The following is a 14,389-nucleotide window of genomic DNA, read 5'->3' as shown; positions in this document are numbered from 1 at the left end:
TCGCGGCGGCGTTCTCGGCCACGATTGTCCCGTCGCTCAACTCGTCGTTCCGTTCGTCCCCCGCCCGGGCGGGCCTTGGCGCTGTTCCGCCGGCGCTCGCGGTGATCTGGCCTCCTCCGGACCCGTCCCGCCTGCCGACCGATCCGCGTCAGACCTCGAGCAGTTCGGCTTCCTTGTGCTTGACCAATTCGTCGACCTGGCCGACATACTTGGCGGTGGTCTTGTCGAGTTCCTTCTCGGCGCGCCCGACCTCGTCCTCGCCCGCCTCGCCATCCTTCTGGATACGAGACAGTTCGTCCATCGCCTTGCGACGGACATTGCGGATGGCGACCTTGGCGTCCTCGCCCTTACCCCTCGCCTGCTTGGCGAGTTCACGGCGGCGCTCTTCGGTCAGCTGCGGCACCGAGATCCGGATGATGTCGCCGTTGTTGGTGGGGTTGACCCCCAGATCCGAGTTGCGGATCGCCGTCTCGATCGGCCCGAGCTGGCCCGCCTCGTAAGGTTTGATCACGACCATGCGCGGCTCCGGCACCGTGATGCTGGACATCTGGGTGATCGGGGTCGGCGATCCGTAGTAGTCGACCACGACCCGGGAGAACATGCCCGGATTCGCCCGTCCGGTACGAATGGTTCCGAGATCGTCCTTCGCTACCGAGACGGCCTTTTCCATCTTCTCCTCGGCGTCGAAGAGCGCTTCTTCAATCACGACCGTTTCCTCCACAGCGTCGTCATGTCATGATCCGCGGTCCGCGGGTATCAGGACCGAACCAGTGTGCCGATCTTCTCACCGGCGACCGCGCGGGCGATATTGCCCTTGGTCAACAAATTGAACACCAGAATCGGCATCTGGTTGTCCATGCACAAGCTGAAGGCGGTCGCGTCCGCGACCTTGAGGTCGCGCTCGATGACCTCTTTGTGAGTGATCTCGGAGTACATGGTCGCGGTCTCGTCGACGCGCGGGTCGGCGGTGAAGACCCCGTCGACCGCCTTGGCCATCAACACCACGTCCGCGCCGATCTCCAGCGCGCGCTGCGCGGCGGTGGTGTCGGTGGAGAAGTACGGCATGCCCATCCCCGCGCCGAAGATGACCACGCGCCCCTTCTCCAGGTGACGCTTGGCGCGCAGCGGGAGGTAGGGCTCGGCGACCTGGCCCATGGTGATCGCGGTCTGCACCCGGGTGTCCACGCCTTGCTGCTGCAGGAAGTCTTGCAGGGCAAGGCTGTTCATCACCGTGCCGAGCATGCCCATATAGTCGGAACGCGCGCGTTCCATACCGCGTTCCTCGAGTTCGGCGCCGCGGAAGAAGTTCCCGCCACCGATCACGACGGCCACCTGCATGCCGGTGGCGACCACCTCGGCGATCTGCTCGGCCACCGTCTGCACGACGTCCGGGTCCAGCCCGACCTTCCCGCCGCCGAACATCTCCCCGCCGAGTTTCAGCAGTACCCGGCGATATCCTGGGCGATCGGTCCCCGGGTCCGTCATGGGTCTCCAGTCTCCTTCGGCGAGGGATTGTCGTTCTTGCGGCGATTCGTTGCGCACGGCAGGCGCCTGTGACGTAGAGCAAGGCAGAGCGGCATCCATCCTGCCTTATTCGGTTGGAGCGGCAGCAGAAGGCCCCCCGTCAACCGGTGTTCGTTCGGTCGGCGGGGGGCCTGCACGCTGGGGGTGCGGCGAGACTCAGTTCGCGCCGACCTCGAAGCGGGCGAAGCGGGTGACGGTGACACCGGCCTCGTCCAGCAACGCCTTGACGGTCTTCTTCGAATCGGTGACCGACGGCTGCTCCAGCAGCACGACGTCCTTGAAGAAGCCGTTGACCCGGCCCTCGGTGATCTTCGGCAGCGCGGCCTCGGGCTTGCCCTCCTCGCGAGCGGTCTGCTCGGCGATGCGGCGCTCGTTCTCCACGATGTCGGCAGGAACCTCGTCGCGGGTCACGTACTTGGCCTTGAGCGCGGCGACCTGCATGGCGGCGGAGCGGGCGGCCTCGGCCGCGGCGTCACCTTCGCCGGTGTACTCGACCAGCACGCCGACGGCGGGCGGCAGGTCGGAGGCACGCTTGTGCAGGTAGGTGGCGACCGGGCCGTCCAGCGAGATGACACGGCGCAGCTCGAGCTTCTCGCCGATCTTCGCGGCCAGCGCCTGCACCGCCTCGTCGACGGTCTTGCCGCCCAGGTCCAGCGCCTTCAGCGTCTCCAGGTCGCCTGGCTTGGCGGCCGCCGCCGCGGCGACGACCTGCTCGGCCAGCTGCTGGAACTCCGCGTTCTTCGCGACGAAGTCGGTCTCGGAGTTGATCTCGACCATGACGCCGTCCTTGGCGGCGACCAGGCCTTCGGCGGTGGTCCGCTCGGCACGCTTGCCGACGTCCTTCGCGCCCTTGATGCGCAGCAGCTCGACGGCCTTGTCGAAATCACCGTCGGTCTCGGCCAGCGCGTTCTTGCAGTCCATCATGCCGGAGCCGGTCAGCTCCCGGAGCCGCTTCACATCGGCAGCGGTGTAGTTCGCCATTCTCGGCGAGCCTCCTTCGGAGAGTTGTGAGTGTCGGCAGCGGCGATCACGATGGCACTCGCTCGTGATCGCCGCTGAAACAGCTGGTTACGCGAGTCCTCAGGCCTCGGCCGTGGTCTCCGCGGCAGCGGCCTCGGCCTCGGCGGCGGGGGCGGCCTGCGCGAGCAGCTCCTGCTCCCACTCCGCCAGCGGCTCGCCCGCGCCCGCCTCCGGCTTCTCGTCGCCCGAGGACGCGCCCGCGCGCGCCTGCACACCCTCGGCCACCGCGGAGGCGACGACCTTGGTCAGCAGGGCGGCGGAGCGGATCGCGTCGTCGTTACCCGGGATCGGGTAGTCGACCAGGTCGGGGTCGCAGTTGGTGTCCAGGATCGCGATGACCGGGATGTTCAGCTTGCGCGCCTCGCCGACGGCGATGTGCTCCTTGTTGGTGTCGACGACCCAGATGGCCGAGGGCACCTTCTGCATGTCGCGGATACCGCCGAGGGTGCGCTCCAGCTTGTTCATCTCACGCGTCAGCATGAGGATTTCCTTCTTGGTGCGACCCTCGAAGCCACCGGTCTGCTCCATGGCCTCGAGCTCCTTGAGGCGCTGCAGGCGCTTGTGCACGGTGGAGAAGTTGGTGAGCATGCCGCCCAGCCAGCGCTGGTTGACGTAGGGCATCCCGACGCGAGTCGCCTCGGCCGCGATCGACTCCTGGGCCTGCTTCTTGGTGCCGACGAAGAGGACGGTGCCACCGTGGGCGACGGTCTCCTTGACGAACTCGTAGGCCTTGTCGATGTAGGTCAGCGTCTGCTGCAGGTCGATGATGTAGATGCCGTTGCGGTCGGTGAAGATGAACCGCTTCATCTTCGGGTTCCAGCGCCGGGTCTGGTGTCCGAAGTGTGCGCCGCTGTCGAGCAGCTGCTTCATGGTTACGACAGCCATAGCTCCCGTATCTCTCTTTCATTTGCCGGTTGACGCAGTGAATCGGCGATCCACTGCCCTGGCGCCGCCGAATCGTCGGACCCGACCGCGAGGGTGGGACCAGCCGGCGATTCCCTGTTCCGAACACGCTGCCGCGAACTCACATATATCGAGTTCGATCCGAACAGCGCCGCTATGAACAAGCACGGGTGGCGCGCGAAGTCGGTCCATGCAGGCACAGACCGCCCGATCAGTTTACGGCCTCGTGGCACCCAGACCTAAATCGGTTCGATCCGAAGCCTTGACCAGCCGGAACGTCGGCTTTCCACAAGCGAGCGCGTTATCCACATTCCACGGATCGAGCCCTGGGAGCCGCCGCAACCGCGGAAGGCTGGAGCCATGAAACCGTTCTCCACCGCGACCACCTTCCTCGTCCCCCTGTTCTTCGTGCTCGGCATCGTCGCCGCTCCGCCGGTCGGCGCCGAGACTCCTGCCGCGGACCCCGTGCGCGGGGCGTGCACGGGGTCCGTTTGCCTGCCGTCTCTCTCCGATCTGCTGCGGCGCGCGCCGCTGCCGTTCCGGCAATCCGGGCTCGGTGCGGGTGGGCACGAGCATCTCGAGACGGCTTCCGCCTCCGGCGGCGACCTGTGCGCGCCGCCCGCACCCCTCTGCGGAGCGTGATCGGACCTCCGGACCCGGCCCGATGACCAATTCGAATGCCATGCGGCCTCGTCGGCGTATTTCTGCGGCCTTGGCTCTCGGTATGACTGCCATCGTCGCGACGGCGCCGACCGCGACAGCCGGCCCCGAAGGACGGTTCGGCTGGCCCCTGCAACCGCGCCCCGCGGTCGAACGGCACTTCGACAAACCCGCGCAGAACTGGCTACCGGGGCATCGTGGGGTCGATCTGGCAGGCATCGAGGGTCAGCCCGTGCTCGCCGCGGGAGAAGGGATCGTCGTGTTCGCCGGAACCGTGGCAGACAAGCCGGTCGTGTCCATTGATCACCCCGGCGGCCTGCGCACGACTTACGAGCCCGTCCGCGCCGAGGTCCCTGTGGGCAGACGGGTCGGCCGCGGCACCCGGATCGGGACACTCGAGTCCGGGCACCCTGGGTGTGTGACGGCATGTCTGCACTGGGGAGCCCGCGCCGAGGGCGGTCGACGCCGCACGCGCGAGTATCTGGACCCCCTCGGGCTGCTCCACCTCACTCCCCTGCGGCTCAAACCGGTGCGCCCGGAGCTCAGCACGCGATGATCTGCCGCATCCTCACGCGTCGGGTCGCGTCTTCGGAGAAGCCCGGTCGGATCGGGACCGGCGTGTCGGCTGTTCGAGGTGGCGAGACCGGGCGCGGTGGGGTGAAGATCAGGGCATGGCGGATGAGCTGTCGTCGTTCACGTATCCCCAAGTCGGGGCGACCCGAGGTGTGCTGCCGGAGGGATACCACGGATTACGGCTGCGGCGGCGCATCGGCCGGGGGCGCGCGCTGTTCGAGCAGGCGGGTGCGGAGATCTCGGCCTACCGGGTGCAGAAGGGCACCGGCATCTTTCGATCCGCCGACACCCCGACAGCCGAACCCGGTACCGACATCACGGTGCGGCTCGGGTTCGGTCCAGTGGGAATCACCGCGCCGTGCCGCGTGGTGTACGTACTCGAGGAACCGGATCGGCGGGGTTTCGCGTACGGAACCTTGCCCGGACACCCGGCGTCCGGCGAAGAACTGTTCGCCGTCGAGTACGACCCTGCCGACGAAACGGTGTACGGCCTGATCGTCGCGTTCTCACGCCCCGCGACTTGGTACACCCGGCTCGGCGGCCCCGTGGTGCGGTTGATCCAGCGTTTCGTCGCGGGCAGATACCTCGCCGCGTTGCCGTCCTCCGCCTGACGCGAGCGGTACCCGGCGCTGCAGCCGCACGGAGCGCCTGCGACACGACGCTTCGCTCCGACATCGCCGGAATTTGCCCCGCGCAGAACTTCTGACTGCCCCGCAGCCGCCCGATGAGCGAGCGATACTGTTCCGGTGACCGGCGAACCCCAGATGGCCGAGGAACCTCCGAATCTCCCAGTGGAGAGCAGTCCGTCGTCACCCGTCTACGACGAGATGCTCGACGCCAGGGCCGAGATCGCCGATATCCTCGAATCCGCGCGACTGATGGGCGTCGAATCCATGTCGTTCGAGCAGATGATGACCTACCTCACGGCGAAGCGCGAATACCAGGCATCGGCGTACTCGGATACCGAGGCCGTCGACCGGGCCCGGCGCGACCACGAACTCCAAGCGGAGTCGAGGCGCACCGAGCTGATCAAGGAAGAGGCGGAGGCGAAGAACAAGATCCTGGAGGCTCGCTACCGTGCGGGACTTGCCGCCGCGCTCGTGGCAGGCACGGTAGCCGGAGTCATGTTCGGCATCGTCAAAGGTCTTCCGGCGCAGGAACTGACGCAATATCTGGCGCCGGTGTCAGGTCTGGCGGGGATCGTGGTCGGCTACTTCTTCGGCCGAGATGCGCGATAGGGGCCGCTACCGGCCACGAGCTACGGGGTGACGATCGCGAAATCGGGATCGGGCGCGTCGAAGATGCCGACCAGTTCGGCGAGCTTGGTGACGTCTCCCTCGATGACGATGTCGCCCGCGGCCGCCGCGACGCCGAAGTCGTCGCCGGCCAGCAACACTCGGATCAGGGTGGACTTGGCCAGCGTGAACGAGGCATCGGGTTCCGGGAGGGTCATGCCGGGCGCGACGTCGAAGTGGGTGAGGCGGCCGTTGCGCAATTCGAGCCGGTGGGTGCGGTCCTGGTCGGTGAGTATCCAGTCCGTCACGAGCCGATGGTCCCACGCCTTGGGGCCGTCGACGCGCAACGCCAAGGCGTCGAAGATCTGGTCGATACTCAGTGCCGCCACCATGGTCGGCGATTCGCTCTTGGTGGGCGTGCCGAACGAACCGTAGCGCAGCTCGTAGGCTCCGCTGAGATAGAAGTTGCGCCAGGTCGCGTTCTCCGCCCCGTAGCCCAGTTGCTCGAACGTCGTGGCCTGTAATTGCTTCGCGTCGTCGTTGTCCGGCTCGGCGAAGATGACGTAGTTGAGCACCTGGGCCACCCAGCGGTAGTCCCCGGCGTCGTAGGAGGCCCGCGCCTTGCGCAGCACTTCGTCCGCGCCGCCCATGAATTCCACGTGGCGCCGGGCGGATTCGACCGGCGGGTGCTCCCACAGGTGGGCGGGGTTGCCGTCGAACCAGCCCATGTAGCGCTGGTAGACGGCCTTCACGTTGTGGCTGACCGAACCGTAGTATCCGCGCGTGTGCCAGGCCTGCTCGATGGCGGGCGGAAGAGTGACCAGCTCGGCGATCTCCGCGCCCACGTAGCCCTGATTCAGCAGGCGGACGGTCTGGTCGTGCAGGTACCCGTACAGGTCGCGTTGCAGGGAGAGGAATTCCACCAGGCGTTCGGTGCCCCAGGTCGGCCAATGGTGCGAGGCGAAGACGACGTCGGAATCGCGGGCGAACAGGTTGATCGCCTCGGTCAGATATCTCGCCCAGATATGAGCGTCGCGTACCAGCGCGCCGCGCAACGTGAGCACGTTGTGCAGCGTGTGGGTCGCGTTCTCCGCCATGCAGAGGGCGCGGCGGTCGGGGAAGTGGAAGTTCATCTCCGCGGGGGCTTCGGTGCCGGGGGTGAGCTGGAAGACCATCCGTATGCCGTCGATCGTCTCCTCTTGGCCGGTGGCGGTGATGTCGACGGTCGGCGGGATCAGCGTGACCGTGCCGACCGACGTGGTCTGACCGAGCCCGGAGCCCACCGCGCCCAGCGGTCCGCGCGGCAGCACCGCGCCGTACATGTACCCGGCGCGACGCGCCATCGCGGTTCCCGCGTAGATGTTCTCCGCCACCGCGTGTTCCAGGAAGCCGGCCGGCGCCAGCACCGGACAGCGCCCTTCCTCGACCGCCGCCGCGGTGGTGACCCCGCACGCCCCGCCGAAGTGGTCGATGTGCGAATGCGTATAGATCAGACCGGTCACCGGCCGGTCGCCCCGATGGGCGCGGTAGAGCGCGAGACCGGCCGCCGCGGTCTCGGCCGAGATCAGCGGATCGATCACGAGGACGCCGGTTTCGCCTTCGACCAGCGTCATATTGGAGATGTCGAAACCGCGGATCTGATAGATGCCCTCGGTCACCTCGAACAACCCTTGTCGCATCGCGAGGCCCGACTGCCGCCACAGGCTGGGATGCACAGAGGCCGGGCAGTGATCCCGCAGGAACGAATAGGAGTCGTTGTCCCACACGACGGTTCCGTCTTCGGAGGTGACCACGCCGGGTTCCAGCGCGGCGATGAAACCGCGCTCGGAGTCGGCCGAATCGGCCGTGTCGGCGAAGGGCAGGGCGGCGGTCGCGCGCTCGTGCTCCGCGACGATGAAGTGGCTCGGTTCGCTCGCTGTGCTCATTGTCGTCCTCCTGTCGTCTCGGCCAACCTTGCTGGGCCGCCGGCCCTTCAGGGCAGCGGTTCGAGAGAACCGGCCGCCGCGGCGGCCAGCGCGACCACGACCACCGCCATCGCCGTTCCGGCGATGACGCGGCCGCCATGGGCGTAGTGGCCTCGGCGAAGCCCGCGGTTGCGCAGGTAGCAGCCCCCGGCCAGCGCCGCCATCGCGATCGCGGCGCCGATGGGCGCGACGGCGGCCGCGCGCCACCCGCTGCCGAGCGCCTGATGCATGAACAGCGTGCCGACGACCATCGCCGACACGGCGGTGCGCCGCCACGCCAGTGCGGTGCGTTCGACGGACAGATGCGGCGCGCTCATCGCAGCAGCACCGCCACACCCGCCAGCACCGAGACGATCGCGATGCCCGCCGACAGGATCGGCACCAGCACCGTCTCCGGCAGCGGATCGCCGCGCCGCATGGCCACGCCGATGCGCCGCCAGTGCGCGTACGCGCCGACCGCGACGACCGCCGCCAAGACCAGGCAGCTCAACGCGATGGCGCGCCGCAGCCCTGCGATCCGGAACGACTGGACCAGTGTGTGCACCGCGACGCCGCCGGCCAGCAGCCCCAGCGCGGTCCGCATCCAGGCCAGGAAGGTGCGCTCGTTCGCGAGCGTGAAGCGGTAGTCGAGTTCCTCGTCGCCCTCTTCCGATTCGGCTTCCGGATTCGGCAGCGTCACGCCGCCTCGGTTCGGATCGAGCGCCCTGGGGCATCCGCCCACGTGGGGGTCGCGTGGCCGGCACATGCGTGCCGCGAGAAGGGGCGGCTCCTGGCGCAAGGTGTTCTTCCGGCGCGCTGCTTCACGCCGGACCGCACGGTGGTCACACCGCACCACGCTAGTGGGAGGAGTGGAAGCTCGCGGCTGGTCCGCACCGGCCGTGGGAACGCGATCGGTGACGGTACGCCCGCCGGAGCGTTCGCCCTGGCATGCGCGCCAACCCTCGCATCGCTCAGAGGACCGGCTGCCGCCTCGAGGGCTGCCATGCCAATCAGCAACCATGTCTGCCGAAAGCATCCGACAGGACGGCCGGCTCCCGGAAGTCGCCGGTCGTCGGACGGTCGTCGCAGTTCGAAGGCCACTTCAGGCGCGCAGATCCGGTCGGTGACGATCACGGGCACACTCCATAACCGAGAGCATTGGCAAATGATCAGCAACGTCAGCGTAACCGGCGCCATGGCGACCGTCCACGCTCCCCGCCCGCCCGTGACCGGGTGGTTACCAGCGGCGTCAGACCGCGATCGCGTCCTCGAACGTCATGGCCAGTCTCGAGACGGACGAGGACATCACCGCGCGCTTCGGCAGGCCGAGCGACCGGAGTTCCGCGCCGATCTCGTGGTCCCCGAGAGTCAGCTCGGCCCCGCCGAAACGCGCTCGCATGCCCGAAGGCCGCATCTCCCAGCGCGTGCAGCGGGTGACGCCATCGATGTGCGAGTAGGCGTCGAACGAGGACCCGGTGGCGCGGTTCGGAGTCGCGAAGCCGGGCCGAATCGCGAGATCGGCGATGAGCTGCCCATTCTGGTGCAGCGCGCCGGTGCGCGTCCGGCCACGGTGGTCGACGGCGAATTCGGCGAGTTCTTTCGGAAATCCCCAGATACCGCGTCCCGCGGCGAGGGTGAAATCACCGTCGACGGGCAGCCGGTGGATCAATACGCCGGCCTGCCCGGTCACCAGCGCCCGCAGATCCCCGAATCCCGAGGCCGCGCCCGCGGTGTGGTGGCGCACCATGAACGAGACGCCGAACTCGTTGTAGGGGCCGAGATCGCCGTCGACGTAGTCGACGAAGACCAGCGTGCACATCGCCCGCCCGCCCGGCAGCCGCAGCAGCCGCAGGCCGGAGTAGTCGACGAGGCGCTGCGCCGGCTCGGCGGGCACCAGATAGGTAGCCATGAACGCGTGCGCGAGCCGGATGCGGACCGGCATGCGCACCTCTCGGCCGAGGACGGTGTGCGTACTCACGGAGACGCCTTTCTGCACAACTGCGGCGGACTGCGCAGCGTGGCCACGTACCTGCCGCGAGACGGTCTATAGAACGGGTATCAGTTTGTTCGCACAATACCGTCGATCCGCACGTTTTATACCAAAAGTAACTCGTTCCAGTATTGCCCAGATCACTCACCCGATACCCCCGTTCGGGGCGACCCCGGAGATTCCGACATCGCGCGCAGGCGCGCCTGCAAACCATCCAGGACGCAGAGCAAGCCGAAGTCGAAGGCCATGGCCCGCCCCGCCTCCTGATCGGCCGGCACGGTCGCCCGGTAGTCCGCGAGCATCTCGGGATAGCCGCCTGCCACCTCGTCCATCACGCGCAGTATGCCGTCGGTGTCGACCTCGGCCCCCTTCGACGCCTTCTCCCAGGCGATTTCGGGAGTCACCTGGCCGAGGACGAAACACATCACCGTTCCGCTGGCCAGGTAGATGTCCACCCCCTCGAACCCCGCCCGCAGGAAGGCGCGGCGCAGCCGATCACTCAGCCGCAGCGAGTTGGGACCGATACTGGGCAGCTGCCCGACCAACGAGACGCTCCACGGATGCTCGCGAATGGACGCGCGGAAGCTGTAGGCGAAAGTGGTGAGCAATTCGCGCCAGGACGCCTCTTCGGGCTCCGGAATCCGCACCACCCCCCAGAACTGGTCGAGCACCAATTCCAGCAGCTCTTCCTTGTTGGAGACGTGCCAGTAGAGACTGGTCGCGCCCGCGCCCAGCTTCGCGCCGAGCTTGCGCATGCTCAGCGACTCCAGACCTTCGGCGTCGAGGATCTCGACCGCCGCGGCGATGATCTGCTCCCGGTGCAACCCGGATGTCTTGGGCTGGCGGGGTTGCTTGGTCCATACCGAGGCGAACTGCTTGGTCACGACACGATCTTATAATCTCTCGCACAGCGTTCGAGTTTCTCGTACACTGTGCGAGTGGAATCGAACGTTGTACGAGACCCCCGCCGCTGGTGGGTCCTGGGGGTCCTCTGTCTGTCCTTGCTCGTGCTGATGCTCGACAGCACCGTGCTCAATCTCGCGATCCCGTCGCTGATCCGGGAGCTAGGCGCCACACCGGCGGACGTGCAGTGGATTCTGGACGCCTACGTGCTGGTCTTCGCCGGGCTCCTGCTCACCGCCGGAAGCCTGTCCGACCGGTTCGGCAGGCGACGAGCGCTGATCACCGGCCTGGCCGTGTTCGGGGTGGCGTCGCTGGCGGCCGTGCTGGCGACCGAACCGTGGCAAGTCGTGGCCGCCCGCGTCGCGATGGGCGTCGGCGGGTCGCTGTTGATGCCGTCGACCCTGTCGATCCTGATGACCACCTTCGCCGAGGACGAACGGCGCACGGCGATGGCGGCCTGGTCGACGGTGTCCATGGTCGGCATCGTCGCCGGGCCCACGCTGGGCGGCTTCCTACTCCAGCACTACTGGTGGGGGTCGGTATTCCTGCTGAATATCCCGGTGGCGGCGCTGGCGATCATCGCGGCCGTCGTGCTGATGCCCGAGACCACCGGCGAACAACGGCCGGTCGACCTCGTCGGCGTCGTCCTGTCCGTCGTAGCGCTGAGCGCGACGGTCTACGTGATCATCGAGCGGGAGTGGAACATCGGCGCGATCGTGCTGGCCGTCCTCGCGGCGACCGGCTTCGTCGTCTGGGAGAGCCGCTCGGCACACCCCATGCTGCCCTTGGCGGTGTTCCGCAGCCGGGATTTCACGGGCACCTCCCTCACTCTGCTGCTGATGGTCTTCGGCATGGGCGCGGTCATGCTCATGCTCACCCAGTACCTGCAGTTCGTGCTCGGCTACGGTCCGATGAAAGCCGGGCTGGCGCTGCTGCCGTACGCCGTGGCGGCGGCGGTCTGCAACGGCCTCGGCGCGACGCTGGGCAAGACTCTGAGCAACAAGACGCTCATCGTGTCGGGACTGCTCGTCATGGGCGTGGCCTTCGGCATTCTCGCGGCCGGGAGCGGATACCTGTGGGTTCTGGTCAGCATGCTGGTGATGGGCATCGGCGGGGGCCTGGCGGGTCCGGCCGCCTACGCGGCGATCATGAGCGCGATCCCGCTCCAGCACGCCGGGGTGGGCTCCGCGATGAACGACACGATCCAGCAGGTCGGCATGGCGATCAGCATCGCCGTCCTCGGTAGCGTGCTGGCCGGCGTGTTCACCTCGAACATGCCCGCCGACGTCCCCGACGCGGCGCGTGAATCCATCGGCGCCGCCTTCCAACTGGGGTACATCGAGCCCGCCAAGGACGCCTTCACCGCCGCCATGTCCGCCGGGGCATGGATCAGCGCCGGATTCAGTGTCGCGGCCGCCCTTCTCGGCGCGGTCCTGCTGCGGGCGCGGCGGCCACAACCGGCCCAGCAACCGGAAAACGCTCCGGTCGCGCACGGCTGATCAAGTCGGCGCCCCGCGCCGACGGCTCGGAGGCCACGCAGAATAACGGTCTCGGCGTCTCGTCGGCTCCCCCGGTATGAATGATTCCGACCCCGGGGCTGATGGTCTCGCGCGCGCCCGCCGACGAGAGTTGATGTGTGTTCACAATGACGGCCTTCAACCAACGAGGGCTGGTGAAGCAATCAAACGATGGAGACATCATGATCACGAACAAAATGCGCGTAACGGCAGCGGCGGTAGCGCTCGCACCGATCATCGCCCTGGGTTCAGGGTTCGCTTCCGCCGCACCGGAAGTGACGCCGGGACCTGCGCAAGTGGCGGATCAACCGGTACCGGTTCAGGTCGAGCCCGCGACATTGGGCCTGATTTGGCCGCTGGGTATTTTCTGCGCTCCTTTGTTGCTGCTTCCACCGGTGGTCAACGCGGTTGCCGTGTTCGTGTGCGCCGCTTGATCGCATTCGTAGGCAGCGCCTCGAAGACGAGTGCGCCTCGGGCTGTGCCGCACGCCCGAGGCGTCTCGTTTGTGTCGGCCGCTCCCGGTCCGGCCGCGCGTCGAGACGCAAGCAGCGAATTTCGTTCCGTATCTCGCCGAGGCGCTCCTGCCCGGGAAACATCCGCGAATCAATCGTGACGCGCGGATAAGTGCGGTTGAATTACCGGATGACCAAGTTCAGGAAACTCGTGGGCGCCGCAGCGGCTTCGACCGCGGCCACAGCGCTGTTCGGGGCACCCGGGACCGCGCAAGCCGAGACTCCATCCGTTCTGGGTGGCGGCTCCGGCATCGTCGTCGGCGGTCAGAACATCTGCACGCTCACCACGATCGGGCGCGACTCCGGTGGTCGGCTGGTCGGTTTCACCGCGGGACATTGCGGTGACGCGAATGCCGCTATCGTCGCCGAGGGCAATCGCGACGCCGGTACCGTCGGCACTATCGCCTACTCCGACAGCACCATGGACTATGCCGTGATCGAGTTCGATCCGGCGAAGGTCGCGCCGGTCAACCAGGTGGGCGGAACCACTATCACCGCCCTCGGCGGCCCCGCCCGACCGCCGGACACCGTCTGCAAGGAAGGCCGGACAACCGGCCGGACCTGCGGCGCGGCCTATGGCGACGTGTTCACCGGCGGCAATATGACTTGGACCCAGACCTGCGTCGTCGAGGGCGATTCGGGCGCTCCGCTGGTCGTCGGAACCACGCTCGTCGGCATGGTCAGCGGCTACTTGGCCGTCCCGTGCCTGGGACCGCAACTCGGCACCGACATCACCGCGGTCGTCGCGGACGTGAACGCGCGCGGCGGCGCGGGCGCGGGGTTCCAACCAATCTGATCCGTCCCGGGCCACCGCTGGCAAACCCAGCCGGAGCCTTACCTCTCCTGGTCGCTGACGATGCCCAATTCGACAGCGCGTTCGACCAGGAACAGCCGTTTTTGATTCGGCGGTAGGGCTTCGACCTGGAATATCCGGAACAGCGCCCGCATGTGCGTCTTGACCGTCGAGAGACTCAGGCACAAATCGTCCGCGATCTGACGGTTGGCGGCGGGGTACGAATATCCGTCGTGTGCGTCGTAAGGGCGGCACAGCGCCTCGAGAACGAGATGCTGGGCCGGGGTCAGCGAATTGCGGGTCGGCAGCGGGGAATGGGCGAGCGTCATTTCCTCGTCGGAGTCGTCGGCCCGGAAGACGAATACCGACCGACCGACGCGAATCGTGTCGCCGGAGCCGAGTTTCCGGCGCCCGCCGACGCGTTCGCCATTGACGAACGTCCCATTCTTGGACAGACCGTCGTCGACGATGACCCAGCATCCCCCCACGCGCTCGATAATGGCGTGCAATCGGGATACGGTCGGGTCGGAAGGCACGGCGATATCGGCCGCGCCGGACCGCCCGATCGTCATTCTGGACGCGCCGCCGTCGAGAGAAATCTCGCGTACTCTCTCCTGCACAACGGGTCGGGGCGAAGTGGAAGGAACGGCAGAACGTGGCCACGCGGACTGCCCCGTCAGTGGGTATAGTCCGCGACGCAGGGCCTGTGGTCCGCTGAACGTAGACATCGTTCGGTCTTTCCACTCGTACGTCGTGAACTGCGAGCACTGATTCGCTACTTTAAGGGTGCGCTTTCCCGGGGCTGATCACATAGGG

Annotated in this window: 17 protein-coding genes; 7 read left to right on the top strand and 10 right to left on the bottom strand. The window is 67.4% G+C overall.

The genetic code is table 11. The annotated features are described in order from the left end of the window. Positions 1-148 precede the first annotated feature (148 nt). The 4 genes from frr to rpsB form a co-directional block, all read right to left on the bottom strand. Positions 149-706, bottom strand: a complete 558-nt coding sequence (frr, locus tag ACGF7Y_RS02450) for a ribosome recycling factor (protein ID WP_357033822.1) — start codon at positions 704-706, stop codon at positions 149-151. Between the two features lie 50 nt (positions 707-756). Beyond that, on the bottom strand, positions 757-1,485 hold the full coding sequence (gene pyrH, locus ACGF7Y_RS02445; protein WP_040868271.1) for a UMP kinase: 729 nt from the start codon (positions 1,483-1,485) through the stop codon (positions 757-759). A gap of 195 nt (positions 1,486-1,680) precedes the next feature. Further along, a complete protein-coding gene (tsf, locus tag ACGF7Y_RS02440; RefSeq protein ID WP_040868273.1) occupies positions 1,681-2,505 on the bottom strand; it encodes a translation elongation factor Ts in 825 nt (274 codons plus the stop codon). 99 nt (positions 2,506-2,604) lie between these two features. Further along, positions 2,605-3,429, bottom strand: coding sequence for a 30S ribosomal protein S2 (gene rpsB, locus ACGF7Y_RS02435; RefSeq protein ID WP_357116251.1), 825 nt, complete (start codon positions 3,427-3,429; stop codon positions 2,605-2,607). Positions 3,430-3,807: 378 nt separating this feature from the next. On the opposite strand from rpsB, the gene ACGF7Y_RS02430 reads away from it, so the two are divergent. The 4 genes from ACGF7Y_RS02430 (at position 3,808) to ACGF7Y_RS02415 (ending at position 5,918) form a co-directional block, all read left to right on the top strand. Beyond that, positions 3,808-4,089, top strand: coding sequence for a hypothetical protein (locus ACGF7Y_RS02430; RefSeq protein WP_393228449.1), 282 nt, complete (start codon positions 3,808-3,810; stop codon positions 4,087-4,089). 82 nt (positions 4,090-4,171) lie between these two features. After that, on the top strand, positions 4,172-4,663 hold the full coding sequence (locus ACGF7Y_RS02425; protein ID WP_393228448.1) for a M23 family metallopeptidase: 492 nt from the start codon (positions 4,172-4,174) through the stop codon (positions 4,661-4,663). A gap of 115 nt (positions 4,664-4,778) precedes the next feature. After that, positions 4,779-5,291 (top strand): DUF1990 family protein, encoded by a 513-nt coding sequence (locus ACGF7Y_RS02420; RefSeq protein ID WP_393228447.1) that lies wholly within the window; start codon positions 4,779-4,781, stop codon positions 5,289-5,291. 135 nt (positions 5,292-5,426) lie between these two features. Next, entirely contained in the window at positions 5,427-5,918 is a 492-nt protein-coding gene (locus tag ACGF7Y_RS02415; protein ID WP_393228445.1) for a hypothetical protein, read from the top strand. Positions 5,919-5,938: 20 nt separating this feature from the next. On the opposite strand, the gene ACGF7Y_RS02410 is transcribed toward ACGF7Y_RS02415, so the two are convergent. From ACGF7Y_RS02410 to ACGF7Y_RS02390, 5 genes are all read right to left on the bottom strand, one after another. After that, positions 5,939-7,840, bottom strand: coding sequence for an alkyl/aryl-sulfatase (locus tag ACGF7Y_RS02410; protein WP_393228443.1), 1,902 nt, complete (start codon positions 7,838-7,840; stop codon positions 5,939-5,941). A 47-nt stretch (positions 7,841-7,887) separates the two neighbouring features. Further along, positions 7,888-8,196, bottom strand: a complete 309-nt coding sequence (locus ACGF7Y_RS02405) for a DUF202 domain-containing protein (RefSeq protein ID WP_393228441.1) — start codon at positions 8,194-8,196, stop codon at positions 7,888-7,890. Beyond that, positions 8,193-8,558 (bottom strand): YidH family protein, encoded by a 366-nt coding sequence (locus ACGF7Y_RS02400; RefSeq protein ID WP_040868283.1) that lies wholly within the window; start codon positions 8,556-8,558, stop codon positions 8,193-8,195. Before ACGF7Y_RS02400 ends, ACGF7Y_RS02405 begins: the two co-directional genes overlap by 4 nt. Before the next feature lie 549 nt (positions 8,559-9,107). Beyond that, positions 9,108-9,836 carry an acetoacetate decarboxylase family protein gene (locus tag ACGF7Y_RS02395; RefSeq protein ID WP_393228439.1) on the bottom strand — a complete coding sequence of 243 codons (729 nt, stop codon included), beginning with the start codon at positions 9,834-9,836 and terminating at the stop codon, positions 9,108-9,110. Between the two features lie 152 nt (positions 9,837-9,988). Then, positions 9,989-10,732, bottom strand: a complete 744-nt coding sequence (locus ACGF7Y_RS02390) for a TetR/AcrR family transcriptional regulator C-terminal domain-containing protein (RefSeq protein WP_393228437.1) — start codon at positions 10,730-10,732, stop codon at positions 9,989-9,991. 54 nt (positions 10,733-10,786) lie between these two features. Here ACGF7Y_RS02390 and ACGF7Y_RS02385 point away from each other — a divergent pair, with 54 nt between their 5' ends. The 3 genes from ACGF7Y_RS02385 (at position 10,787) to ACGF7Y_RS02375 (ending at position 13,576) form a co-directional block, all read left to right on the top strand. Continuing rightward, positions 10,787-12,250 (top strand): MFS transporter, encoded by a 1,464-nt coding sequence (locus tag ACGF7Y_RS02385; protein ID WP_393228435.1) that lies wholly within the window; start codon positions 10,787-10,789, stop codon positions 12,248-12,250. Positions 12,251-12,387: 137 nt separating this feature from the next. Then, positions 12,388-12,702 carry a hypothetical protein gene (locus ACGF7Y_RS02380; protein WP_393228433.1) on the top strand — a complete coding sequence of 105 codons (315 nt, stop codon included), beginning with the start codon at positions 12,388-12,390 and terminating at the stop codon, positions 12,700-12,702. Positions 12,703-12,910: 208 nt separating this feature from the next. Continuing rightward, positions 12,911-13,576: a serine protease gene (locus ACGF7Y_RS02375; RefSeq protein ID WP_393228431.1), complete on the top strand. Its 666-nt coding sequence runs from the start codon at positions 12,911-12,913 to the stop codon at positions 13,574-13,576. Positions 13,577-13,614: 38 nt separating this feature from the next. On the opposite strand, the gene ACGF7Y_RS02370 is transcribed toward ACGF7Y_RS02375, so the two are convergent. After that, entirely contained in the window at positions 13,615-14,301 is a 687-nt protein-coding gene (locus ACGF7Y_RS02370) for an FHA domain-containing protein (RefSeq protein ID WP_393228429.1), read from the bottom strand. Positions 14,302-14,389 lie beyond the last annotated feature (88 nt).

This window comes from Nocardia sp. NPDC047654 (genome assembly GCF_043205035.1).
Classification (GTDB): domain Bacteria; phylum Actinomycetota; class Actinomycetes; order Mycobacteriales; family Mycobacteriaceae; genus Nocardia.
Note: the sequence above shows the minus strand (reverse complement) of the source record. Positions and strands in the feature narration are given on the sequence as shown.

What these genes read in the sequence shown, in the direction of transcription:
- pyrH (WP_040868271.1), bottom strand. Translation starts at nt 1,485, where the DNA reads ATGACGGACCCGGGGACCGATCGCCCAGGATATCGCCGGGTACTGCTG.
- tsf (WP_040868273.1), bottom strand. Translation starts at nt 2,505, where the DNA reads ATGGCGAACTACACCGCTGCCGATGTGAAGCGGCTCCGGGAGCTGACC.
- rpsB (WP_357116251.1), bottom strand. Translation starts at nt 3,429, where the DNA reads ATGGCTGTCGTAACCATGAAGCAGCTGCTCGACAGCGGCGCACACTTC.
- ACGF7Y_RS02430 (WP_393228449.1), top strand. Translation starts at nt 3,808, where the DNA reads ATGAAACCGTTCTCCACCGCGACCACCTTCCTCGTCCCCCTGTTCTTC.
- ACGF7Y_RS02425 (WP_393228448.1), top strand. Translation starts at nt 4,172, where the DNA reads ATGACTGCCATCGTCGCGACGGCGCCGACCGCGACAGCCGGCCCCGAA.
- ACGF7Y_RS02420 (WP_393228447.1), top strand. Translation starts at nt 4,779, where the DNA reads ATGGCGGATGAGCTGTCGTCGTTCACGTATCCCCAAGTCGGGGCGACC.
- ACGF7Y_RS02410 (WP_393228443.1), bottom strand. Translation starts at nt 7,840, where the DNA reads ATGAGCACAGCGAGCGAACCGAGCCACTTCATCGTCGCGGAGCACGAG.
- ACGF7Y_RS02405 (WP_393228441.1), bottom strand. Translation starts at nt 8,196, where the DNA reads ATGAGCGCGCCGCATCTGTCCGTCGAACGCACCGCACTGGCGTGGCGG.
- ACGF7Y_RS02375 (WP_393228431.1), top strand. Translation starts at nt 12,911, where the DNA reads ATGACCAAGTTCAGGAAACTCGTGGGCGCCGCAGCGGCTTCGACCGCG.
- ACGF7Y_RS02370 (WP_393228429.1), bottom strand. Translation starts at nt 14,301, where the DNA reads ATGTCTACGTTCAGCGGACCACAGGCCCTGCGTCGCGGACTATACCCA.